This window comes from Aeromicrobium alkaliterrae (assembly GCF_039529015.1).
GTDB lineage: Bacteria > Actinomycetota > Actinomycetes > Propionibacteriales > Nocardioidaceae > Aeromicrobium > Aeromicrobium alkaliterrae.
Genome location: NZ_BAAAME010000010.1, coordinates 1 through 21,313, shown reverse-complemented (window position 1 = coordinate 21,313; position 21,313 = coordinate 1). Strand labels below are relative to the sequence as shown.

Genomic DNA, 21,313 nt, shown 5'->3' with positions numbered 1-21,313 from the left:
ACCGACCACGGTGCGGGGGTCCTGCACGTCACCCTCCCGCCCCGGGCGGAGGGGAGGGGTCAGCCGAGGTGGTCGCGGAGGAACTGGACCTGCAGGAGCTTGAGGTTCTCGGCCACGACCTCCTGCGGCGTCATGTGGGTGACGCCGCTCAGGGGCAGCACGGTGTGCGGACGCCCGGCGGCCAGCAGGGCCGACGAGAGCTGGAGCGTGTGCGCCGCGACGACGTTGTCGTCGGAGAGCCCGTGGATAAGCATCAGCGGCCGCTCGAGCCCGGCCGCGAGCGGCAGCAGCGAGTTGCGGTCGTAGACCTCGGGCTCCTCGTCGGGGTGGCCGAGGTACCGCTCGGTGTAGCACGTGTCGTAGAGGCGCCACTCCGTCACGGGCGCCCCGGCGACGGCCGCGTGGAACACGTCGGGCCGGCGCAGGACGGCCAGGGCGGCGAGGTAGCCGCCGTACGACCAGCCCGTGATGCCGACCCGGGCGAGGTCGACGTCGTCGGGGAACGCGGCGGCCACCGCGTGCAGGGCCTCGACCTGGTCGTCGAGCGTGACGCCCGCGAAGTCGTGGTGGATCGCGCGGTCCCAGGCCGTGCCGCGCCCGGGGGTGCCACGGCCGTCGGCGACGATGACGCAGAAGCCCTGGTCGGCGAGCCACTGCGCCTCGGCGAACGCGCGGGCCGACGCCCAGACGCGCTGCGCGCCCGGGCCGCCGTACGGGTCGAGCAGGACCGGCAGGGGGGTGCCGGGGGTGTGGCCCGTCGGGAACAACACGGCTGTGCGGATCGCGTGCGCCCCGGCGCTGAGCAGGTGCACCGACGGCACGAGCGGCAGGGGAGCGGCCACGTTGTCGAGCGTCGCGGGCGCCACGTCGGACTCGACGGCCGGGTCGCCCGGGTGGACCGTGTGGTGCACCAGCGTGTCGGCCAGGCTGACCCGCGAGACGACGGTCGTCTCGCCGCCGATGACGGCGCCGTGGACCCCGCGTCCCTGGGTGATCGGCTCGAAGGAGCCGTCGGTCCCGACCCGCACGACCTGCACCTCGGTGGGCTCGTGCGAGGCCGTGACCACGATCGAGTCGGCGAACGTGGCGACGATGCCGCGCACCTGCCAGTCCTCGGGACTCACGACGGTGCCGTCGACCACGACGCGGCGACGCCCCTCGACGTCCTCGATCGTCACCAGCGCGCCCTCGGGCGACCAGCGCGGGGCGGCCCCGAGCTCGATCCAGGCGGAGTCGGTGGTCTCGCGCAGCACCGACGTGGAGCCCGACGCGAGGTCGACCGACAGGACCTGCGAGCGCTTCTGGTCGCGCGAGAGCACCTGCAGCAGGGGCGCACCGTGCTCGGACCACGAGACGCGGGCGAGGTACTCGAACGCCGCGCGGTCCCAGACGACCTCGGTGCGCTCGCCCTCGAGCGTGACGTGCCAGAGGGTGACGTCGGCGTTGGTCGTGCCCGCAGCGGGATAGCGGTGGGCGACCGCGGGCCGCTCCGGGTGCTCGGGCGAGGCGACGTGCCACACCGGGACGTCCGCGTCGTCGAAGCGCTCGACCAGCAGCGAGCGACCGTCGGGGGCCCACCAGAAGCCGCGCATGCGGTCCATCTCCTCGGCCGCGATGAACTCGGCCTGACCCCACACGTCGGTCTCGCCGCTCGGGGCGACGAGCGTGGTGTGGGCGGAGTCGGCGAGCTCGACGACGTGCAGTGCCCCGCCGGCCGCGTAGGCGACGCGGCGGCCCGTGGGGTCGAGCCGCGGGTCGATCACGGCGCCCTCCGACGGCAGCTCCCGCGTGGCCCTGGTCCCGAGGTGGGTCGCCCAGAGCCGGCCCGAGAGCGCGAAGGTGGCCCAGCGGCCCGTCTCGTCGACGTCGTACCCCACGACACCTGCGGCACCCTCGCGACTGCGCTCGCGGCGCGAGCGCTCCTCGGCCGACAGCTCCTCGTCGTCGCTGCCCAGGAGGGCGATCGGGTCGACGAGCAGCGCCTCGACGCCCGTCGCGACGTCGTGCTCCCACACCTGCCCCGTGCGCGTGACGCCGTCCGGGGTGCGGATGAAGCGCACCGTGCCGCCGTCGGGCGACACCGTGACGGCGCGGGGCACGCCGAGCGTGAACCGCAGCGTGCGGGCGGAGAGGCGGGGATACGAGAGGGCGTCGTCCGTCATGACCCCATCCCACCACGTCACCCACGGCCGGGCGCGTGCGCGCACCACCGTGCCTCAAGGGTGTCGGCGCGCCGGTCTAACCTGAGCAGCATGAGCCTCCCTGATCGTCGGCTGCTGCTGGTCCACGCGCACCCCGACGACGAGTCGATCGGCAACGGCATCACGATGGCGCGCTACGTCGCCGAGGGTGCCCACGTCACGCTCGTCACGTGCACGCTCGGCGACCTCGGCGAGATCCTCGTGCCCGAGCTCGAGCACCTGGCGGCCGACCGCGACGACGCGCTCGGAGCGCACCGCGCCGGCGAGCTCGCTGCGGCCATGGCCGAGCTCGGCGTCACCGATCACCGCGTCCTGGGTGGCGCGGGACGCTTCCGCGACTCCGGCATGAAGTGGGGCGACGACGGCCACGCCACGGCGGCCGACGAGGTCGACCCTCGCTCCTTCTGGAACGCCGACCTGCTCGAGGCCTCCGACCTGCTGGTCGAGATCATCCGCGAGGTCCGGCCGCAGGTCGTCGTCGCGTACGACACCTTCGGCGGCTACGGCCACCCCGACCACGTGCAGGCGCACCGGGTCGCCCACTACGCCGTCGACCTCGCGGCGGCACGCAGCCACCGCCCCGACCTGGGCGAGGCGTGGGACGTCGCCAAGATCTACTGGGGCGCGATGTCGGCCTCCCGGATGCGCGAGGGCATCCGCATGATGCGCGAGTCCGGCGCCGAGGGCATCGAGGGGTTCGACCCCGACAACCTCCCGCCGTTCATGGTCGAGGACGACCAGCTCGACGCCGTCATCGAGGCGCCCGAGCACACCGACGCGAAGCTCGCGGCGATGCGGGCGCACGCCTCGCAGATCACGCCCGACGGCATGTTCTTCGCGATGGGCGTCGACCTGGCCAAGATCGCCTGGGGCACCGAGCACTACCGCCTCGTCAAGGGCGTCCGCGGCCCGGTGGGGGAGTCGGGGCTCGAGGAGGACCTGTTCGCCGGGCTCTGACCCGCGGGCTCTGGGCGCTCGCAGGTCTGTACGTCGGCGTCCTGGGCGCGGTCGTCCACCGGCACGACGCCGACGTGGTCGGACTCGACGTCCCGTGGGGCGTCGCGGTGGCGCTGCTCCCGCTGGTCCCGCTCGTCCTGGTCGCCGATCGCACGGTCTCGCTCGGCGGGGCCGCGCTCATGATCGGCTGGGGCTCGGTGCTGGTCCTGCAGAGCACGTCGCCGGGGCAGTACCTCATCGGCGACGACCCGATCGGCTGGACGTACACCCTGCTGGGGCTGGCCCTGCTCGTGATCGGCGTGATCGTCAACTCTAGGCTGAGGCGGTGAACCCCGACATCGCCCCGGACGGCCTCGCGCCGGTCGACGACGCCGCGTTCCGCGCGGCGCTGGGGCGATTCGCCAGCGGGGTCACCGTGGTCAGCACGGTCGAGCACGGCCCCACGAGCGGCATCGACCACGCCATGACCGCCAGCGCCTTCACGTCGGTCTCGCTCGATCCGCGCCAGGTGCTCGTGTGCGCCCATCGCGTCAGCCGCTTCCACGAGGCCGTCGTGCACTCCGGGGTGTGGGGCGTGTCGATCCTCGAGGAGTCCGCCCAGGACGCCGCGTCGTGGTTCGCCTGGCGCGGCCGGCCCCTCGAGAACCAGCTGCAGGGCATCGCGCACCACCGTGGCTCGACGGGTGTCATGCTGCTCGACGACGCCCTCGGGTGGCTCGAGTGCCGCACGGTCGCCGTGCACGACGGCGGCGACCACGTCATCCTGGTGGGTGAGGTCGTGGCGGCACGGGTCCGGGAGGGCGCCGACCGCCCACTGTTGTACTACCGGTCGCACTACGGCACCATCGTGCGGTCACCTGAGTCAGAGATGACCTATCGCCAAGGGGAGAAGCCATGAGCAGCGACGATCGGACGGACGACCCGTCCCTGTCGCCGGAGCCGTCGGACGAGTCCGTCACGCCGGACGCTGACACCGACACCGGCGTGCTCGCCGCTGCCCTGGCCGAGCCCGAGCCCGACGATCTCCCGCCCGTCGACCGCCCCGAGGGCTTCGACGACACGGCCGTGGTCCCGCCCGTCGTGCCGCCGACCGACGAGGCCGAGGCGGACGACGACGAGCCCCGGAAGCGCCGTCGGTGGCCCTGGTTCGTCGCGGCTGCCGTCATCGTGCTCGGTGGTGTCTACGTCGGCGGCTACTTCTTCACGGGGTCCCGCCTGGCGGCCGACACCACGATCGCCGGGGTGGACGTCGGAGGCCTGAGCCCGGCCAAGGCCGAGGCGAGGCTCGACGACGAGCTGGGCCCGCGCGAGGGCGAGAACCTCACGTTCGTGCTGGACGAGAGCGAGTTCACCTTCGCCGCGCCCGACATGGGCCTGTCGCTCGACACGGAGGCCTCGGTCGACGCCGCCGGCGGCAAGCGCAGCTGGAACCCGCTCGACATGGTCGACACGCTGTTCGGCGGCGACGACTACCCGGCCGAGCTCGACGTCGACTCCGAGCTCCTCGACGCCGCCACTGCCACCATCGCGCAGACCGTCGACGTCCCGGTCACGGAGTCGCTCATCACCTTCCCCGAGGGCCAGCCTGTCGCGACCCAGCCGGCCGACGGCCGCCGGGTCACGTCCGACGGCCTGCTCGAGGCGCTGCGCGAGGTCTACCTCGTGGCCGAGGGGCAGGTCGAGATCCCGACCGAGGTCGTCGAGCCGGGTGTCGACGCGGAGGGCCTCGAGGTCGCGATGCAGGAGATCGCGGTGCCTGCGGTCAGCGCGCCCGTCGTCCTCAACGTGGGCGACCAGCAGATCGAGCTGCCCGTCTCGGCCTACACGCCGGCGCTGCAGATCCGCACCGAGGGCGACGAGATGAAGCCCTACATCGACCCGGCCGCCCTGGCCGGACCGCTGACCGACTCCACGACCGGCATCGGCGAGAAGGCCGTCGACGCCGACATCGACATCGTCAACGGCGCACCGGTCATCACGCCGAGCAAGCCGGGCATCGGGCTCCAGCCCGAGGTCATGGCCACCGAGCTGCTGCCGGTCCTGACCGCGACGGGGCCCGAGCGTGCCCTGACCCTCGAGGCACAGCCCGTCGAGCCCGAGTTCACGACGGCCGACGCCGAGGCGCTCGGCATCGTCGAGAAGGTCAGCGAGTTCGAGACGTACTACCCGAACACGCAGTACCGCAACATCAACCAGGGCCGCGCGGCCTCGCTGATCGACGGCACGATCCTCAAGCCGGGCGAGCAGTTCAGCTTCGACAAGGTCGTCGGCCAGCGCACGGCGGCCAACGGGTTCGTGCAGGGCGGCGTGATCGAGGGCGGCCGCTTCGTCGAGTCCTTCGGCGGTGGCGTCTCCCAGGTGGCCACGACGACCTACAACGCGGCCTTCTTCGCCGGGCTGGATGACGACGAGCACAAGCCGCACTCGCTCTACCTCACGCGGTACCCCTTGGGTCGTGAGGCCACGGTGAACTGGGGCACGACCGACCTGAAGTTCACCAACTCCACGCCCCACGGCATCCTCATCAAGGCCTGGGTCGTGCCGAGCAACTCGAGCCGTCAGGGCACGATGCACGTCGAGATGTGGAGCACGAAGTACTGGGACATCGAGGCGGGCGTGTCGGCCAAGCGGAATTTCCGCAGCGGCTCGACGGTCTACGACACCTCGCCCGAGTGCACGGCGCAGGCGGCGATCCAGGGCTTCGACGTCGACGTCTACCGCACGTTCAAGCAGAACGGCCAGGTCGTCAAGAAGGAGACCAAGACGGCCGTCTACCGCGCTGGCGACGCCGTCGTCTGCGGCCCGCCGCCCGCCTGAGTCACACGGGAACGCGGAGGGTCGCGGTGTAGCCGTCGGCGACGGATCCGGTCACGGTGGCCAGCTGCAGCGAGTACCCGTCGCTGAAGACGTTGTCGGAGTCGAGGCTGACCTGCTGCAGGTTCCGCACGCTGTCCTCGTAGCCGTCGGTCGCGTACACGGTGCTGCAGACGTCCTCGGGCAGCGCGAGCTGCGAGGTGCGCATGCGGTTGCTGGCCGAGGTCGCGTCGGCGAGGGTCGGGTAGACCTCGAAGTGGATGTGGGGCCAGCGGCCGGAGTAGCAGGCCGGGAAGATCGACGTGAACGTGACCGTGCCGTCGGCGTCGCACTCCTGCACGCCCCGCAGGTAGTTCTCCTCCACGATCTCGTCGTCGTACATCGAGTAGCGGCCCTCGCGGTCGCAGTGCCACGCGTAGACGGCCGCGCCGGCGAGCGCCGATCCCGGGTCGTCGGCGCTGCTGACGTCGATGACCGTGAGGCTGAACGTGAGCGGCACGCCCTCGGCGACGCCGCTCGCCTCGCCGAAGCTGGAGCGGATGTCGCTGCGCTCGATGCCGCTCTCGGTCAGCACGTTGACGCCGTTCGTGCCGTCGGCGGGGTACGGGCCACCGGTCTCCTCGGGGATCTCGCCGTCGCCCACGGCCGTGCTGCTGCCGCCTGAGCCGCCCGGTGGTTGCTGCTGCGTCGATCCGGTGGACGAGCCCGAGCTCGTGCCGTCGGCGCCGCAGGCGGCCAGGGCCGCGGCGAGGCCCGCCGCGCTCATGAGCCCCAGGGCTCGGCGACGCGTGAAGATCGTCGGCAGGTCGTGGGACAGGCCCAGGTCGTGGTCCTCGGTCTCGGTGTGATCGCTCATGCGGCCGACGGTAGGCAGCGAGCCTGCACTCCGTCAGGGAGTCGACTGTGCCGTTCCTGTGAAGGTCAGGTATCGGTACTCGTGGTGGTCGAGGAACCCGAAGGCGCGGTACAGGCGCTCGGCCGGGTCGTTGCCCACCTCGACCTGCAGGTAGGCCTTGTCGGCACCCTGCTCGACGGCCCAGCCGAGGCACGTCGTCACGAGCCGGCGGGCCAGGCCGCGCCGACGCTGCACCTCGGGCACCCACAGGGCGCTGAGGCCCGCCCACTCGCCCGTGACGACGACGCGGGCGACTGCACCGTCCAGGCGCACGTGGGCGGCGTTCGGCGACGCGGTGAGGACCTGCCGCGCGAGGTCGGTCGACTCACCGGGGGAGGCGTAGGCCTCGATCCAGGCGGCATCGGGGTGTGCGGCGACCTCGGCCTCGGGGTCGAGGGGCCAGCGGCGGTCGAGCTGGGCGACCAGGACCGACGTGTCGCCGCCGGCGACCGGCGTCCAGCCGCGGTCCAGGAGCGGCTGCTCCCAGGGTCCGCCGGCCTCGAGCTGCACGAGCGGCCGCTGGCCCCGGTCGGCGTAGAAGGCCCGCACGCGGTCGAGCGCCTCGTCGAGGCCGGTGTCGGGATCGCCGACCGCCCCGGCGGAGTTGGCGCGCTTGGTGAACCCGCCCGACGCGCGCAGCTCCCAGGCGCCGAGGTCGACCGACTCGATCGCCGGCCAGCCGCGCGCCATGATGCGGCTCAGCTGGTCGACGGGGGTCGCCGTGGCCCGTCGGGCGCGGACCGGACGGTCCGGGACGACCCGCCAGATCAGGACCGTGGCCGGGTCGACGACGCCGACGGATCCGTCGCGGCGCTCCAGGCGCAGCTCCGGAGCCGTCGCCAGGACCCGGCCGACGACGTCGCTCGCACCGCCGTCCTGTGTGCGGTGGCGTACGCTGACGCGGCGGCCCACGACCTCCGATCCAGGGGGTCTGACTCCCGAGGTGTCCATGAGGCGAACCTAACGTGTGGGTCGTGCCGCGCAGCCGCGATACTGGTCCACGGACCGTCGGAATGGAGTTAGAGCAGTGACGTATGTGATCGCCCAGCCGTGCGTGGACGTCAAGGACCGCGCGTGCGTCGACGAGTGCCCTGTCGACTGCATCTACGAGGGCAAGCGCATGCTCTACATCCACCCCGACGAGTGCGTCGACTGTGGTGCGTGTGAGCCCGTCTGCCCGCCGGAGGCCATCTTCTACGAGGACGACACGCCGGAGGAGTGGGCGTCGTACTACGACGCGAACGTGCACTTCTTCGACGAGCTCGGCTCGCCCGGAGGCGCCGCCAAGCTCGGCGTCATCGACCTGGACCACCCGCTCATCGCCGAGCTGCCGCCCCAGAACCAGGACTGACCTCGGTGGCCCGCGTCTCGGCGCGATTCCCCGACTTCCCCTGGGACACGCTCGCCGGGGCGAAGGCCCGCGCCGCCGAGCACTCCGGCGGCATCGTCGACCTGTCGATCGGCACGCCGGTCGACCCGGTGCCCGAGGTCGCCCGCGAGGCGCTGCTGGCGGCCGTGGACGCCCACGGCTACCCGACGGTCGCCGGGCCCGACGGCGTGCGCGACGCGATCGCGTCGTGGGTCGCCCGCGCCACGGGTGCCGCATCGATCGAGCGCGACCAGGTGCTCATGTCGATCGGCTCGAAGGAACTCATCGCCAACCTGCCGACCCAGCTCGGCCTCGGCGCCGGTGACCTCGTCGTGTTCCCGGAGCTGGCCTACCCGACCTACGAGGTCGGCGCCCGTTACGCCGGCTGCGACGTGCTCGCGGCGGACTCGACGGTGGCGATCGGCCCCCGCACGCCGAAGCTGCTGTACCTGAACTCGCCCGGCAACCCGAGCGGCCGGATCCTCGGCGCCGACCACCTGCGCAAGGTCGTCGACTGGGCGCGCGAGCGGGGGGTGCTGGTGGTCTCCGACGAGTGCTACCTCGACTTCGCCTGGGACGCCCCGGCGGTCTCGGTGCTGCACCCCGACGTGAGCGGGGGCGACCTCACCGGCCTCGTGGCGCTGCACTCGTCCTCGAAGCGCTCGAACCTCGCCGGGTACCGCGCCGCGTTCCTGTCGGGTGACGCAGCGGTCGTGGCCGAGCTCCTGGCGGTGCGCAAGCACCTCGGGTTCATGGTGCCCACGCCTGTCCAGCGGGCCCTGGCGGCGACGCTGGGCGACGACGCGCACGTCGCGGAGCAGCGGGAGCGCTACGCCCGTCGGCGCGGGCTCCTGCGGGCCGCGCTCGAGGGCGCCGGCTTCACGATCGACCACTCCGAGGGCGCCCTGTACCTGTGGGCCACGCGCGGCGAGCCGTGCCGCGACACGATCGCGTGGCTCGCCGAGCGCGGCATCCTGGCGGCCCCGGGCGAGTTCTACGGCCCCGCCGGCGCCCAGCACGTCCGCGTCGCCTTCACGGCCACCGACGAGCGCATCGACGCCGCCGTCGAGCGCCTCTCCGCCTGACCTGGCCGGTGGGGCGGTGACTGAGGCGCCGAATGCGGTCGGGCGGTGAGCTAGGCGCCACAAGAGTCGTGAATTCGGCGCGTATCTCACCGCTCGCCGGAGGTTTGGCGCGTCACTCACCGCCCGCGGATCGGGGTCAGCGGTTCTTGAGGGCCTCGGCGTACGCGAGGATGCGGTTCGCGTCGCGGATGTGCAGCTCCTCGATCATCTTGCCGTTGAACGTCGCGACGCCCTTGTTCTCGCGGGCGGCCTCCTCGAAGGCGGCGATCATGCCCTCCGCGCGCTCGATGTCGTCCTCCGACGGGCTGAAGGCGACGTTGGCCGGCTCGACCTGCGAGGGGTGGATCAGCGTCTTGCCGTCGAAGCCCATCTCGCGGCCCTGCTTGGCCTCGGCGTCGAAGCCCTCCGGGTCCTTCACGGCGTTGTAGACGCCGTCGATGATGACCTTGCCGGCAGCCCGCACCGCGAGCAGCGTCCAGGCCAGCGAGGTCAGGACCACCGCGTTGCGGCCGGGCACGTGCAGGCCGTACGTCTCGTTGACGACGTCGTTGGTGCCCATCACGATCACGGTCAGGCGCTCGTGGGCCGCCGCGATCTCCTCGGCGTGCAGGAGTGCGCGGGGCGTCTCGATCATCGCCCACAGCTGGGTGTGCGCTGGGGCGCCGGCGGCCTCCATCGCGGCCACGAGGGCCAGGACCTGCTCGGCTGACTCGACCTTGGGCACGAGGATCGCGTCGGGACCGGCCTCGGAGGCCGCCTTCACGTCGTCGTCGTGCCACTGGGTGCCGATCGAGTTGACGCGGATCGCGAGCTCGCGGTGGCCGTACTCGCCCGAGCGCACGGCGGCCACGACGTTGGCGCGGCCGGTCTCCTTGGCGTCGGGGGAGACGGAGTCCTCGAGGTCGAGGATCAGCGCGTCGGCGTCGATCGTCTTGGCCTTCTCCAGGGCGCGCTCGTTGGCGCCCGGCATGTACAGGACGGATCGGCGGGGCCGGATCTCGGTGCTCACAGGGCGTACAGCTCCTTCAGCTCGGGGTCGCGCTCGGCCAGCTCACGGGCCAGGTCGAGCATCACGAGGCACTGCTTGCAGGACGCGTCGTCCTCCATCTTGCCGTTGATCATGACGGCACCGGAGCCGTCGCCCATCGCCTCGACGACGGTCTTGGCGTGCTCGACGTCCTCCTTCGAGGGCGAGAACACCTTCTTGGCGATGTCGATCTGCACGGGGTGCAGGCTCCACGCGCCGACGCAGCCCAGCAGGTAGGCGTTGCGGAACTGGTCCTCGCACGCCACGACGTCCTTGATGTCGCCGAACGGGCCGTAGAACGGGAGGATGTCGTTCGCGGCGCAGGCGTCGACCATGCGCGCGATCGTGTAGTGCCAGAGGTCCTGCTGGTAGGTCGTGCGGCCCTCGGTCAGGTCGTCGCCCGTCGGGTCCTGGCGCACCAGGTAGCCCGGGTGGCCGCCGCCGACGCGCGTCGTCTTCATGCGGCGCGAGGCGGCCAGGTCGGCCGGGCCGAGGCTGATGCCCTGCATGCGCGGGCTGGCGCCGGCGATCTCCTCGACGTTCGTCACGCCGAGCGCGGTCTCGAGGATCGCGTGCACGAGCAGCGGCTTCTTCACGTTGCCCTTCGCCTCGAGCTGCGCGAGGAGACGGTCGACGTAGTGGATGTCCTGGGCGCCCTCGACCTTCGGCACCATGATGACGTCGAGCTTGTCACCGATCTCGGTCACGAGCGTCGTGAGGTCGTCCAGGACCCACGGGGAGTCGAGGCTGTTGACGCGCACCCACAGCTGAGTGTCGCCGAAGTCGGTCTTCTTCGCGATCTCGACGAGGCCGAGGCGCGCGGCCTCCTTCTTCTCGGTCTTCACCGCGTCCTCGAGGTTGCCGAGGATGATGTCGACCTTCGCGGCGATGTCCGGCACCTTGGCCGCCATCTTCTCGTTGCTCGGATCGAAGAAGTGGATCATCCGGCTCGGCCGGAAGGGCACCTCCGACACGGGTGCCGGAGCACCGACGGCGAGGGGGCGGAGGAAGGCACGAGGATTGCGCACGGGGTCCCTTTCGGAGGCGTCACGTCGAGGGTCAGTATGCCGGGGGTATTGATCGTGTCGGTGCAGGGGCGTCTACTGACCCCATGACCAGCGCCACGCTCACGACCGCCGTCTTCCAGCTCGAGTCGCTCATCTCCGCGATCAGCGCCGACACCGAGGACGCGCCCACGCCGTGCTCGGAGTGGGTCGTGCGCGACCTCGTGGACCATGTCCTGCACTCGACGGGCGGCCTGACGCAGATGGTCCAGGGCCAGGAGGTCGACTGGAGCGCTCCGGTCGAGCACCACGACGACTCCCTGGCAGAGTTCCGGCAGCGCGGAGCCGCGCTGCTGAGCGCGGCGGGCGACGACCAGGTGGGCCTGCCGGCGGCCGAGCTGGCGGTCCACACGTGGGACCTCGCCACCGCCCTGGGGCAGGGCACCGACGACCTCGATCCGGCCGTCGCCGAGGTGGGGCACGCGTTCATGCTCGAGAACCTGGGCCCCGAGCAGCGCGAGGGCGCGTTCGACGCCGAGAAGCCGGCCCCCGAGGGCGCCAACGCCTACGAGCGTCTCGCGTCGTTCGCGGGCCGTCGGGTCACGCGCGCCTGACGCTGCCGCGTCAAGATCGCGTCAAGACGGGTCAGGGCTCCGTCAACGCGCGCTGAACCGCCGTCGTCCGGGTGTGCGATGACGGCATGGAACTCTCCTCCGCCCTCTGGCTGCTCGGCGCCGGCGGCCTGATCGTCTACCTGCTCGTCGCGCTGGTCCTGGCGGACCGGTTCTGAGGCGGGCATGAACGACACCCTCTCCGGCCTGCTCACCATCGCGGCCGTCGCCGCCGTGCTGGCGCTGGCGTGGAAGCCGCTCGGCGACCACATGGCCCGCGTCGTCACCGGCACGACGCACGCTCGTCCTGAGCGAGCCCTCTACCGGCTCGTCGGCGTCGACCCCGAGGCCCAGCAGAGCGCGCGCGCCTACGCGATCAGCGTGCTGGCGTTCTCGGGCGTCGGCATCGTCGTGCTCGTGGCCGTCCTGATGGGCCAGCAGCACCTGCCGTTCTCGCGCGACCTGCCCGGGATGCCGTGGGACATGGCGGTCAACACGGCCGTCTCGTTCGTCACCAACACGAACTGGCAGTCGTACGCGGGCGAGGCGACGCTGGGCTTCACGGCCCAGATGGCGGGCCTCGCTGTCCAGAACTTCCTCTCGGCCGCCGTCGGCATCTGTGTCGCGGTGGCGCTCGTGCGAGGCTTCCTCGCCTCGCGGTCCGGCATGATCGGCAACTTCTGGGTCGATCTCGTGCGCGTGACCGGCCGGATCCTGCTGCCGGTGGCGGTCGTCGGTGTCGTCCTCCTCCTCACGCAGGGGGTCGTGCAGAGCTTCGCCGACCAGACGATCCAGACCGTCACCGGCGGCAGCCAGGTCGTCCCCGGAGGCCCGGTCGCCAGCCAGGAGGCGATCAAGCAGCTCGGGACCAACGGCGGCGGCTTCTTCAACGCGAACTCGGCGCACCCGTTCGAGAACCCGACACCATTCTCGAACGTCGTCCAGATCGTGCTGATGCTGCTCGTGCCCGTCGCACTGACGCGCACCTTCGGCACGATGATCGGGTCGCGCCGCCAGGGCCTGACGATCCTCGGGGCGATGGCGGCCCTGTTCACGGCGTCCCTCGCGGTCGCGACCTGGGCGGAGACGACGGCCCAGGGGGCAGCGGCGCGAGCGGCCGGTGCGGCGATGGAGGGCAAGGAGACGTCCTTCGGGACCTGGGGCTCGATCCTGTTCTCGACCGCGACCACCAGCACCTCGACGGGTGCGGTCAACGCCTCGCACGACTCGCTGACCCCGACCGGCGGCGGTGCCGCACTGGTGAACATGATGCTCGGCGAGGTCTCGCCCGGCGGCGTCGGATCCGGCCTGTACGGGATGCTCGTGATGGCGGTCGTGACGGTCTTCGTGGCCGGCCTCATGGTCGGCCGCACGCCCGAGCTGCTCGGCAAGAAGATCGGCCGGCCCGAGATCACCCGGGTGGCGCTGTACACGCTCAGCGTTCCGGCGATCGTGCTGCTCGGGGTGGGGGTCGCGATCGCGCTGCCGTCGTCGGCCGATGCGATGGGCAACAGCGGCGTGCACGGGTTCAGCGAGGTCGTCTACGCCTTCACCTCGGCCGGGAACAACAACGGCAGCGCGTTCGGCGGCATCACGGTGACGTCGACCTTCTTCCAGCTCTCGCTCGCCGCCGCGATGCTGCTCGGCCGCTTCGTGACGATCGCACTCGTCCTGTCGCTGGCCGGCGCGCTCGCGCGGCAGCGACCCGTCCCGACGACGGCCGGCACCCTGCCGACCCACACGGTCCTCTTCGGCTCCCTGCTGGTCGGGGTCGTGCTGCTGGTCACGGGTCTGACCTATCTGCCTTCCCTCGCTCTCGGCCCGATCGCCGAGGCCCTCACGAACGGAGTCATGTCGTGACCTCCACGCCGCTGCCGTCGATGCTGCTCGCGCAGCTGCCGTCGGCCCTGCGCAAGCTCGACCCACGCCACCTGTGGCGCAGCCCCGTGATGTTCGTCGTCTGGGTCGGGTCGGTCGCGACGACCCTCGTGGCCCTGACCGACCCCTCGGTGTTCGCGTGGTTCATCACGGTCTGGCTGTGGCTCACCGTCGTCTTCGGCAACCTGGCCGAGGCCGTGGCCGAGGGCCGCGGCAAGGCCCAGGCCGACTCGCTGCGGGCTGCGCGCAGCGACGTCACGGCGCGCCGGCTCGCGGCCGACGGGACCGAGTCGGTCGTCCCGGGAACGGCGCTGGTCGTGGGCGACCGGGTCGTGGTCGAGGCGGGCGAGGTGGTCCCCGGTGACGGCGACGTCGTGGAGGGCGTGGCCTCGGTCGACGAGTCGGCCATCACCGGCGAGTCCGCCCCCGTCATCCGCGAGGCCGGTGGTGACCGGTCGGCCGTGACGGGTGGCACGCGCGTGCTGTCGGACCGGATCGTCGTGCAGGTCACGGCGGCCCCGGGCGAGACGTTCCTGGACCGCATGATCGCCCTGGTCGAGGGGGCCGAGCGCCGTCGCACGCCCAACGAGGTCGCGCTGTCGATTCTGCTCGTCAGCCTGACGATCGTGTTCCTCGTCGCCGTCGTGACGCTCTCGCCGATGGCCGACTACGCCGGGGCCCCGCAGGAGCCGCTCGTGCTCGTCGCGCTGCTCGTGTGCCTGATCCCGACGACGATCGGGGCGCTGCTCTCGGCGATCGGCATCGCCGGGATGGACCGCCTGGTGCGGGTCAACGTGCTCGCGATGTCGGGCCGCGCGGTCGAGGCCGCTGGCGACGTCAGCACGCTGCTGCTCGACAAGACCGGCACGATCACGTACGGCAATCGGCGGGCCTCCGAGCTGCTGACGGCGCCAGGCGTGCCGGACGACGAGCTGCGCGACCTCGCCCGCCTGACGAGCCTGGCCGACCAGACCCCGGAAGGCCGCTCGATCGTGGACCTGGCGATCCAGCTCGGCGCCGACGACACCGACCTCCCCTCGGGAGCGACGTTCGTCGAGTTCACGGCGCAGACCCGCATGTCGGGCCTCGACCTCGCGGACGGCCGGTCGCTGCGCAAGGGCGCCGGTGCCGCGGTCGAGACGTGGACCGGCGCGAGCCTGCCTGCTGCGGTGCAGGTGCAGGTCGAGGAGGTCAGCGGCGCCGGGGGCACGCCCCTCGTCGTGGCCGAGTCCGGCGCGGACGGCACCCGGGTGCTCGGCGTGGTCCACCTCAAGGACGTCGTGAAGGAGGGCATGGCCGAGCGGTTCGACCAGCTCCGCGCGATGGGCATCCGCACCGTCATGGTCACGGGCGACAACCCGCGCACCGCCGCGGCGATCGGCCGCGAGGCCGGGGTCGACGAGGTGCTGGCCGAGGCCACCCCGGAGGACAAGCTCGCGCTGATCCGCCGGGAGCAGGAGGGCGGCCGGCTGGTCGCGATGACCGGCGACGGCACGAACGACGCCCCCGCTCTCGCCGCTGCGGACGTGGGTGTCGCGATGAACAGCGGGACGTCGGCCGCGAAGGAGGCCGGCAACATGGTCGACCTCGACTCGGACCCGACCAAGCTCATCGACGTCGTCGCGATCGGCAAGCAGCTCCTCATCACCCGCGGCGCGCTCACGACGTTCTCGATCGCCAACGACGTCGCGAAGTACTTCGCGATCCTGCCGGCGATGTTCCTGGCGGCCTACCCCGCGCTCGACTCGCTCAACGTCATGCGGCTCGCGACGCCGGAGTCGGCGATCGCCTCGGCGGTCGTGTTCAACGCGCTCGTGATCGTGGCGCTGATCCCCATCGCGCTGCGCGGCGTGAAGTACCGGCCGCTGTCGGCCGAGGCGCTCCTGCGCCGCAACGTCCTCGTCTACGGTCTGGGCGGCCTCGTCGTCCCGTTCGTGGGCATCAAGCTCATCGACGTCCTCGTGTCGATGATTCCGGGAATCGGGTGAACCAGATGTCCAACCTCGTCTCGACCGCGTCGTCGGTCGCACGCCAGTCCTGGGTCGCCGTCCGGCTGCTCCTGGTCGCCACGGTGCTCCTCGGAGTCGCCTACCCCGTGGCCGTCTGGGGACTGGCCCAGGTCGTCCCGAGCCACACGGCGACGATCGGTCAGGACTTCCCCGTCGAGGACGACGGCTGGTTCCACGGTCGTCCCTCGGCCGGTGGGTACGACGGGCTCGCCTCGGCACCCTCGAACCTGGGTCCGTCGAGCCCCGACCTGCTGGCGCTGATCGAGGAGCGTCGCGCCGCCGTCGCAGAGGTCGAGGGGGTCGATCCGGCCGACGTGCCGGCCGATGCGCTGACCGCCTCGGGGTCCGGCCTGGACCCGTTCGTGTCGCCGGAGTACGCGGCCCTGCAGGTCCCTCGCGTCGCGGAGGCGCGGGGCCTGAGCGTCGACCAGGTCGAGGTGCTGGTGGCCGACCACACCTCGCAGCGGCAGCTGGGGTTCCTCGGCCAGCCGCGTGTCAACGTCCTGCTGCTCAACGAGGCCCTCGCCGAGAGAGCAGACTGAGCCCGTGAGCGATCTCCACGAGCCGGCCCGGGGGTCCCTGCGGGTGTACCTCGGTGCCGCGCCGGGGGTCGGCAAGACCTACCGCATGCTCGACGAGGGCTGCCGGCGCTCAGCGCGGGGCACCGACGTCGTCGTCGGGATCGTCGAGACGCACGGGCGGCAGCAGACGGTCGAGCGCATCGGCGACCTGGAGGTGCTGCCGCGACGCACGGTCGCCTACCGCGGCACGGAGCAGACCGAGCTCGACCTGCCCGCGCTGCTGGCGCGCCGGCCCGACGTCGCGATCGTCGACGAGCTCGCGCACACCAACGTGCCGGGCCTGGAGCACGCGAAGCGGTGGCAGGACGTCGAGGCACTGCTCGCGGCCGGCATCGACGTCATCACGACCGTGAACGTGCAGCACCTGGAGTCGCTCAACGACGTCGTCGCGGCGATCACGGGCGCGCAGCAGCGCGAGACGGTGCCCGACCGGTTCGTGCGCGGGGCCGACGCGATCGAGCTGGTCGACATGAGCCCGCAGGCGCTGCGGCGGCGGATGGCGCACGGCAACATCTACCCGGCCGACCGGGTCGACGCCGCCCTCGGCCAGTACTTCCGCGAGGGCAACCTGACGGCGCTGCGCGAGGTCGCCCTCCTGTGGCTGGCCGACCGGGTCGAGGAGGGTCTCGAGCGGTACCGGTCGCAGCACGAGATCGACGCGACGTGGGCGGCGCGGGAGCGGCTCGTGGTCGGTGTGACCGGGGGCCCCGAGTCGGAGGCGCTGATGCGACGCGCCGAGCGCATCTCGTCGCGCACCGGGGGCGGTCGCTGGATGGCGCTGTACGTCGCGCGCGGCGACGGCCTCGTCCAGCACAGCCCCGACCGGCTCGAGGTGCTGCGGCGCATGGCCGAGGACCTGGGCGGCACGTTCCACGTCGTGGTGGGTGACGACGCGGCCGCGGCGATCCTGACCTTCGCGCGGGCCGAGAACGCGACCCAGGTCGTGATCGGTGCGAGTCGTCGCGGACGCGTCTCGACGCTCGTGCGTCCGGGTATCGGCGAGGTCGTCATCGCCGAGTCCGGCGACATCGACGTGCACATCGTGACGCACGACCTCGCGCGCCGTCGCCGGGGCGACGTCCGCGCGCGACAGAGTCTCGGGACGACCCGCCGCCTGGTGGGTCTGGCGATCGCGCTGCTCGGGCCGATGGCCCTGACGGGCCTCCTGCTCGTGACGCCCGACCTCCACTCGCTGCCGAGCGAGGCGATGCTGTTCATGGTCGTGGTCGTCGCGACGGCCTTGGTGGGCGGCCTGGTCCCGGCGGTCGTCGCGGCGCTCGTGAGCGGGTTTGCGCTCAACTTCTTCTTCACGCCGCCCCTGCGGACGCTGACGATCGCGACGACCGACAACGCCTATGCGCTGGCCCTGTTCATCGCGGTCGCGGTGGCGGTGTCCTCCGTGGTCGACCTCGCTGCGCGTCGCCTCGCGCAGGCCCAGCGGGCGACCGCGGAGGCCGACGCGCTCTCGGCGCTCGCGCACGGCCTGCTGCACGCGGGGCAGGACGTGCAGGGCGTCGTCGAGCGGGCGCGCGAGGTGTTCGGCCTGCGGGGCGTCGCGGTGGTCGCGTCCGACGGCACGGTCCTCGTGGCCGCGGGCGACCAGGGGCAGGGCGAGACCACGCGGGTCGACGTCGACGCCGAGACGGCGCTCGTCTTCACGGGGGAGGCGCTCTCGCCCGACCAGCTGCGCCTCATGACCGCGTACGCCGCCCACGTCCGGGTGCTGCGCGAGCGTCGTGTGGCCGCACAGGAGAGCGCGGAGCGCCGGGCTCTCGCCGAGGCGGACCGGGCGCGCGCCGCCCTGCTCGCGGCGGTCTCGCACGACCTGCGCACGCCGCTCGCGTCGGTCAAGGCCGCTGCGTCGAGCCTGCGCAACGACGCGATCGACTGGAGCCCGGACGACACCGAGGCCCTGCTGGCGACGATCGAGGAGGGCGCCGACCGCCTCGACGCCCTGGTGGCGAACCTGCTCGACATGAGTCGGCTCGAGGCCGGCGCGGTCACGAGCAGGAGCGAGCCCGTCGAGCTCGACACGGTCGTGCGCGTCGCGGTGGGTGCGCTGGGTCCCGACGTCGCCGAGCGGGTGTCGGTCGCCGTCGACCCGACGGTGCACGCCTGGGCCGACGCCGGGCTGCTCGAACGGGTCGTCGAGAACCTCGTCGCGAACGCCGTGCGGCACACGCCGGGCGCGTCGACCGTGCGGGTCGACGCCTCGGCCAGCGGCGCCCGCGTGCTGCTGAGGGTCGTCGACACGGGGCCTGGCATCGCGGCCGCCGATCGGGATCGAGTCTTCGCCCCGTTCCAGCGCCTGGGGGACGTCCCCGGTGGCACGGGGGTCGGGCTGGGGCTGGCCGTCGCCCGTGGCCTCACCGAGTCGATGGCCGGTAGCCTCACGGTCGACGACACCCCGGGTGGGGGCGCGACGTTCGTCATCGACCTGCCGGGGGAGGCGCCATGACCTTCGTGCTCGTGGTCGACGACGACCCGGCGATCGTGCGGACGCTCGGCATCAACCTGCGGGCCCGCGGCTACGACGTCGAGACGGCCGCCGACGGCCGTTCAGCCCTGCAGGTCGTCGAGGAGCGCCTGCCCGACGTCGTGATCCTCGACCTCGGCCTGCCCGACCTCGACGGACTCTCGGTCCTGCAGCGGCTGCGCGAGCGGCACGCTCTGCCGGTCGTCATCCTCTCGGCGCGGCACCAGACCGACGACAAGGTCGAGGCGCTCGACTCCGGTGCCGACGACTACGTGACCAAGCCCTTCGAGATGGAGGAGCTCATGGCGCGGGTGCGCGCCGCGGTGCGTCGCACGTCCGCCGGGGAGCCACCACTGGTCGTCGAGGCCGAGGGCGTCGTGCTCGACGTCACCGAACGGCACGCCGAGCGAGACGGCGCGCCCGTCCGCCTGACGCCGACCGAGTGGCACCTCGTGGAAGTGCTGGCCCGCCGTGCCGGTCACCTCGTGTCGCAGCAGGACCTGCTGCGGGAGGTGTGGGGGCCGGGCTACGGCCGCGAGTCGCACTACCTGCGCGTGTACCTGGCGCAGCTGCGGCGCAAGCTCGAGGCCGACCCGGCGAACCCCACCCTCTTCCTGACCGATCCGGGCCAGGGCTACCGCCTGGTGGCTCAGCGGTCGGCCGGGTAGCCCTCGCGGAGCAGGTCGACGAGCGGCGGACGGGACGGGCTCCACCCCAGGTCGGTGCGGGCCTTGGTGCCGGAGGCCTGCTGGTCGAGCAGCAGGGCCTCGCCGAACGGGCCGAGCGCGTCGAGCGTGGCCTGGTCGCCCTGGGCCTCGACGTCGGGTCCGATCGCGTCGCCGAGCTCGCGCACGGCCGGGTTGTCGCCGCTGACGCCGAGGTACGCCTGGCCACCCGGGGACTCCAGGGCCGCGACGTACAGGTCGGCGAGGTCGTCGACGTGGACCGTCGTCCAGTGCTGGTCGCCCGTGCCGGGGACGCTCTTCTGGCCGACGAGCATCGCGGGGATGCCGGCGCCGTGGCCGTAGACGATGCCCGGCTGGATCACGGTGGCGCGCACGTCGGAGTCGAGCAGCTGCTGCTCGAGCGGGACGCGCCACGACGTCAGCGGGACGGGGTTCGGGGTCGCGTCCTCGTCGAGGTCGGCCCCGGAGCCGTAGGTCCAGACGCCGCCCGTGAGCAGGAACGGGTTGGCCGTGCCGCCGAAGGCCGCGACCGCGGCCTCCACGACCGAGGTGTTCAGCGCCTGGTCGTCGGCGTCGCTGCCGGCCGCGGTGTGGATGGCGGCGTCGTGCGCGACGAGCTGCTCGCGCAGCCACGCCGTGTCGAACAGGTCGCCCACGAGGCCCGTCGCCCCGGCGCTCTCGACCTTCGTGCGCGAGTCGTCGCTGCGCACGACGGCGGTGACCTCGTGGCCCGCGCCCGTGAGGCGGTCCAGCACCGCTGATCCGATGTACCCGGTTCCCCCGGTGAGCAAGATCTTCATGTCTGCGTCAACGGGGACCGGGTCGGGAGTGTTCCCCTGATCGGGCCGCTCAGTCGAAGATCTCGCTGAGCCAGCTCTCCTTCTTCTTGCGGTACGGCTTGCCGTAGGAGGAGTCGCGGTAGCGGTCGTCGCGGTAGCCGTCACGACGGTTGTCGCGGTACTCCTCGCGGTACGGCGCCTGCGGCGCAGCAGGGGTGATCGGCGGTGCGACCACGGCAGCCGGGGCGGACTCGGCGGCGGCACGGTCGAGGATCTTGTCCAGCTCTCCGCGGTCGAGCCAGACGCCACGGCACTCGGGGCAGTAGTCGATCTCGACACCGGCGCGCTCGCTCATCGTCAGCGTCGCTCCGTCAGTGGGGCACTTCATCTCGGCATCACTCCTCTTCTGGACCCCCCAACGTACGGGCACGGCGCGGAGTTCCGGCCTACGGTGGAGCCATGAGCGCGAACTGGCAGGACAAGCAGGCTGTGGACCTGATGCTCGACGACCTCGAGACGTGGGCCGTCGTGGGCCTTTCGACCGACGAGAGCCGCACGGCCCACTCGATCGCGGCCCTGCTGCAGCGTCGCGGCAAGCGCATCGTGCCGATCCACCCGGACGCGCCGGTCGTGCTGGGGGAGCAGGGCTACGCGACGCTCGCGGACGTGCCGTTCGACATCGACGTCGTCGACGTGTTCCGTCGCTCGGAGGCAGCCGGTCAGTTCGTCGACGAGGCGATCGAGGTCGGCGCGAAGGCCATCTGGCTGCAGCTCGGCGTGATCGACGAAGCCGCGTTCGACCGCGCCCGCGAGGCAGGAGTCCCGATGGTCATGGACACGTGCCCCGCGATCGAGTGGAACCGGCGCTAGTCGGACGACCACCGTCACCTCACGTGCGTCGGTGGGGGCGGGGTGGGCGTGAGATGTACGTGTGTCCGGTG

20 protein-coding genes are annotated in these 21,313 nt (G+C 72.3%); 13 read left to right on the top strand and 7 right to left on the bottom strand.

Annotated features, from left to right (window positions below):
* Positions 1 to 59: 59 nt before the first annotated feature.
* Positions 60 to 2,162, bottom strand: coding sequence for a S9 family peptidase (locus ABD127_RS17320; RefSeq protein ID WP_344203829.1), 2,103 nt, complete (start codon positions 2,160 to 2,162; stop codon positions 60 to 62).
* A gap of 90 nt (positions 2,163 to 2,252) precedes the next feature.
* Here ABD127_RS17320 and mshB point away from each other — a divergent pair, with 90 nt between their 5' ends.
* The 4 genes from mshB (at position 2,253) to ABD127_RS17300 (ending at position 5,975) form a co-directional block, all read left to right on the top strand.
* Entirely contained in the window at positions 2,253 to 3,158 is a 906-nt protein-coding gene (gene mshB / locus ABD127_RS17315) for an N-acetyl-1-D-myo-inositol-2-amino-2-deoxy-alpha-D-glucopyranoside deacetylase (RefSeq protein ID WP_344203828.1), read from the top strand.
* A gap of 74 nt (positions 3,159 to 3,232) precedes the next feature.
* Complete coding sequence (locus tag ABD127_RS17310) at positions 3,233 to 3,487, top strand: hypothetical protein (RefSeq protein ID WP_344203827.1); 255 nt, start codon at positions 3,233 to 3,235, stop codon at positions 3,485 to 3,487.
* Positions 3,484 to 4,056, top strand: coding sequence for a flavin reductase family protein (locus ABD127_RS17305; RefSeq protein ID WP_344203826.1), 573 nt, complete (start codon positions 3,484 to 3,486; stop codon positions 4,054 to 4,056). The genes ABD127_RS17310 and ABD127_RS17305 overlap by 4 nt, the downstream gene beginning before the upstream one ends.
* Positions 4,053 to 5,975, top strand: a complete 1,923-nt coding sequence (locus ABD127_RS17300) for a VanW family protein (RefSeq protein ID WP_344203824.1) — start codon at positions 4,053 to 4,055, stop codon at positions 5,973 to 5,975. The genes ABD127_RS17305 and ABD127_RS17300 overlap by 4 nt, the downstream gene beginning before the upstream one ends.
* A 1-nt stretch (position 5,976) precedes the next feature.
* On the opposite strand, the gene ABD127_RS17295 is transcribed toward ABD127_RS17300, so the two are convergent.
* Positions 5,977 to 6,828 (bottom strand): intradiol ring-cleavage dioxygenase, encoded by an 852-nt coding sequence (locus ABD127_RS17295; protein WP_344203823.1) that lies wholly within the window; start codon positions 6,826 to 6,828, stop codon positions 5,977 to 5,979.
* A gap of 33 nt (positions 6,829 to 6,861) precedes the next feature.
* The gene (locus ABD127_RS17290) at positions 6,862 to 7,818 is read right to left on the bottom strand and encodes a GNAT family N-acetyltransferase (RefSeq protein ID WP_344203821.1); all 957 of its coding nucleotides are present in this window, start codon (positions 7,816 to 7,818) and stop codon (positions 6,862 to 6,864) included.
* Positions 7,819 to 7,894: 76 nt separating this feature from the next.
* Here ABD127_RS17290 and fdxA point away from each other — a divergent pair, with 76 nt between their 5' ends.
* Positions 7,895 to 8,218: a ferredoxin gene (fdxA, locus tag ABD127_RS17285; protein WP_229051671.1), complete on the top strand. Its 324-nt coding sequence runs from the start codon at positions 7,895 to 7,897 to the stop codon at positions 8,216 to 8,218.
* Positions 8,219 to 8,223: 5 nt separating this feature from the next.
* A complete protein-coding gene (gene dapC / locus ABD127_RS17280) occupies positions 8,224 to 9,321 on the top strand; it encodes a succinyldiaminopimelate transaminase (RefSeq protein WP_344203820.1) in 1,098 nt (365 codons plus the stop codon).
* A gap of 136 nt (positions 9,322 to 9,457) precedes the next feature.
* Here dapC and ABD127_RS17275 read toward each other — a convergent pair whose 3' ends face one another.
* Together ABD127_RS17275 and ABD127_RS17270 are read right to left on the bottom strand one after the other, a co-directional pair.
* Positions 9,458 to 10,330 carry an HpcH/HpaI aldolase/citrate lyase family protein gene (locus tag ABD127_RS17275; protein ID WP_344203819.1) on the bottom strand — a complete coding sequence of 291 codons (873 nt, stop codon included), beginning with the start codon at positions 10,328 to 10,330 and terminating at the stop codon, positions 9,458 to 9,460.
* Positions 10,327 to 11,376, bottom strand: a complete 1,050-nt coding sequence (locus ABD127_RS17270) for an HpcH/HpaI aldolase/citrate lyase family protein (RefSeq protein WP_344203818.1) — start codon at positions 11,374 to 11,376, stop codon at positions 10,327 to 10,329. Before ABD127_RS17270 ends, ABD127_RS17275 begins: the two co-directional genes overlap by 4 nt.
* An 83-nt stretch (positions 11,377 to 11,459) precedes the next feature.
* On the opposite strand from ABD127_RS17270, the gene ABD127_RS17265 reads away from it, so the two are divergent.
* From ABD127_RS17265 to ABD127_RS17240, 6 genes are all read left to right on the top strand, one after another.
* A complete protein-coding gene (locus tag ABD127_RS17265) occupies positions 11,460 to 11,966 on the top strand; it encodes a maleylpyruvate isomerase family mycothiol-dependent enzyme (RefSeq protein WP_344203816.1) in 507 nt (168 codons plus the stop codon).
* Between the two features lie 183 nt (positions 11,967 to 12,149).
* A complete protein-coding gene (gene kdpA / locus ABD127_RS17260; RefSeq protein WP_344203815.1) occupies positions 12,150 to 13,823 on the top strand; it encodes a potassium-transporting ATPase subunit KdpA in 1,674 nt (557 codons plus the stop codon).
* Between the two features lie 20 nt (positions 13,824 to 13,843).
* Positions 13,844 to 15,829, top strand: a complete 1,986-nt coding sequence (gene kdpB, locus ABD127_RS17255; RefSeq protein WP_344204242.1) for a potassium-transporting ATPase subunit KdpB — start codon at positions 13,844 to 13,846, stop codon at positions 15,827 to 15,829.
* A gap of 5 nt (positions 15,830 to 15,834) precedes the next feature.
* Positions 15,835 to 16,392 (top strand): potassium-transporting ATPase subunit C, encoded by a 558-nt coding sequence (locus tag ABD127_RS17250; protein ID WP_344203814.1) that lies wholly within the window; start codon positions 15,835 to 15,837, stop codon positions 16,390 to 16,392.
* A gap of 4 nt (positions 16,393 to 16,396) precedes the next feature.
* A complete protein-coding gene (locus ABD127_RS17245) occupies positions 16,397 to 18,889 on the top strand; it encodes an ATP-binding protein (protein ID WP_344203813.1) in 2,493 nt (830 codons plus the stop codon).
* Positions 18,886 to 19,575 carry a response regulator transcription factor gene (locus ABD127_RS17240; protein WP_344203811.1) on the top strand — a complete coding sequence of 230 codons (690 nt, stop codon included), beginning with the start codon at positions 18,886 to 18,888 and terminating at the stop codon, positions 19,573 to 19,575. The genes ABD127_RS17245 and ABD127_RS17240 overlap by 4 nt, the downstream gene beginning before the upstream one ends.
* Here the strand turns inward: ABD127_RS17240 and ABD127_RS17235 are convergent.
* Together ABD127_RS17235 and ABD127_RS17230 are read right to left on the bottom strand one after the other, a co-directional pair.
* Positions 19,557 to 20,393, bottom strand: coding sequence for an NAD-dependent epimerase/dehydratase family protein (locus tag ABD127_RS17235; protein ID WP_344203809.1), 837 nt, complete (start codon positions 20,391 to 20,393; stop codon positions 19,557 to 19,559). The genes ABD127_RS17240 and ABD127_RS17235 overlap by 19 nt on opposite strands.
* Positions 20,394 to 20,442: 49 nt before the next feature.
* On the bottom strand, positions 20,443 to 20,760 hold the full coding sequence (locus ABD127_RS17230) for a TFIIB-type zinc ribbon-containing protein (RefSeq protein WP_344203807.1): 318 nt from the start codon (positions 20,758 to 20,760) through the stop codon (positions 20,443 to 20,445).
* A gap of 71 nt (positions 20,761 to 20,831) precedes the next feature.
* Here ABD127_RS17230 and ABD127_RS17225 point away from each other — a divergent pair, with 71 nt between their 5' ends.
* Positions 20,832 to 21,242 carry a CoA-binding protein gene (locus ABD127_RS17225; protein WP_344203806.1) on the top strand — a complete coding sequence of 137 codons (411 nt, stop codon included), beginning with the start codon at positions 20,832 to 20,834 and terminating at the stop codon, positions 21,240 to 21,242.
* Positions 21,243 to 21,313: the final 71 nt, after the last annotated feature.

What these genes read in the sequence shown, in the direction of transcription:
- ABD127_RS17320 (WP_344203829.1), bottom strand. Translation starts at nt 2,162, where the DNA reads ATGACGGACGACGCCCTCTCGTATCCCCGCCTCTCCGCCCGCACGCTG.
- mshB (WP_344203828.1), top strand. Translation starts at nt 2,253, where the DNA reads ATGAGCCTCCCTGATCGTCGGCTGCTGCTGGTCCACGCGCACCCCGAC.
- ABD127_RS17300 (WP_344203824.1), top strand. Translation starts at nt 4,053, where the DNA reads ATGAGCAGCGACGATCGGACGGACGACCCGTCCCTGTCGCCGGAGCCG.
- ABD127_RS17295 (WP_344203823.1), bottom strand. Translation starts at nt 6,828, where the DNA reads ATGAGCGATCACACCGAGACCGAGGACCACGACCTGGGCCTGTCCCAC.
- ABD127_RS17290 (WP_344203821.1), bottom strand. Translation starts at nt 7,818, where the DNA reads ATGGACACCTCGGGAGTCAGACCCCCTGGATCGGAGGTCGTGGGCCGC.
- ABD127_RS17265 (WP_344203816.1), top strand. Translation starts at nt 11,460, where the DNA reads ATGACCAGCGCCACGCTCACGACCGCCGTCTTCCAGCTCGAGTCGCTC.
- kdpA (WP_344203815.1), top strand. Translation starts at nt 12,150, where the DNA reads ATGAACGACACCCTCTCCGGCCTGCTCACCATCGCGGCCGTCGCCGCC.
- kdpB (WP_344204242.1), top strand. Translation starts at nt 13,844, where the DNA reads ATGCTGCTCGCGCAGCTGCCGTCGGCCCTGCGCAAGCTCGACCCACGC.
- ABD127_RS17250 (WP_344203814.1), top strand. Translation starts at nt 15,835, where the DNA reads ATGTCCAACCTCGTCTCGACCGCGTCGTCGGTCGCACGCCAGTCCTGG.
- ABD127_RS17240 (WP_344203811.1), top strand. Translation starts at nt 18,886, where the DNA reads ATGACCTTCGTGCTCGTGGTCGACGACGACCCGGCGATCGTGCGGACG.
- ABD127_RS17235 (WP_344203809.1), bottom strand. Translation starts at nt 20,393, where the DNA reads ATGAAGATCTTGCTCACCGGGGGAACCGGGTACATCGGATCAGCGGTG.
- ABD127_RS17230 (WP_344203807.1), bottom strand. Translation starts at nt 20,760, where the DNA reads ATGAAGTGCCCCACTGACGGAGCGACGCTGACGATGAGCGAGCGCGCC.
- ABD127_RS17225 (WP_344203806.1), top strand. Translation starts at nt 20,832, where the DNA reads ATGAGCGCGAACTGGCAGGACAAGCAGGCTGTGGACCTGATGCTCGAC.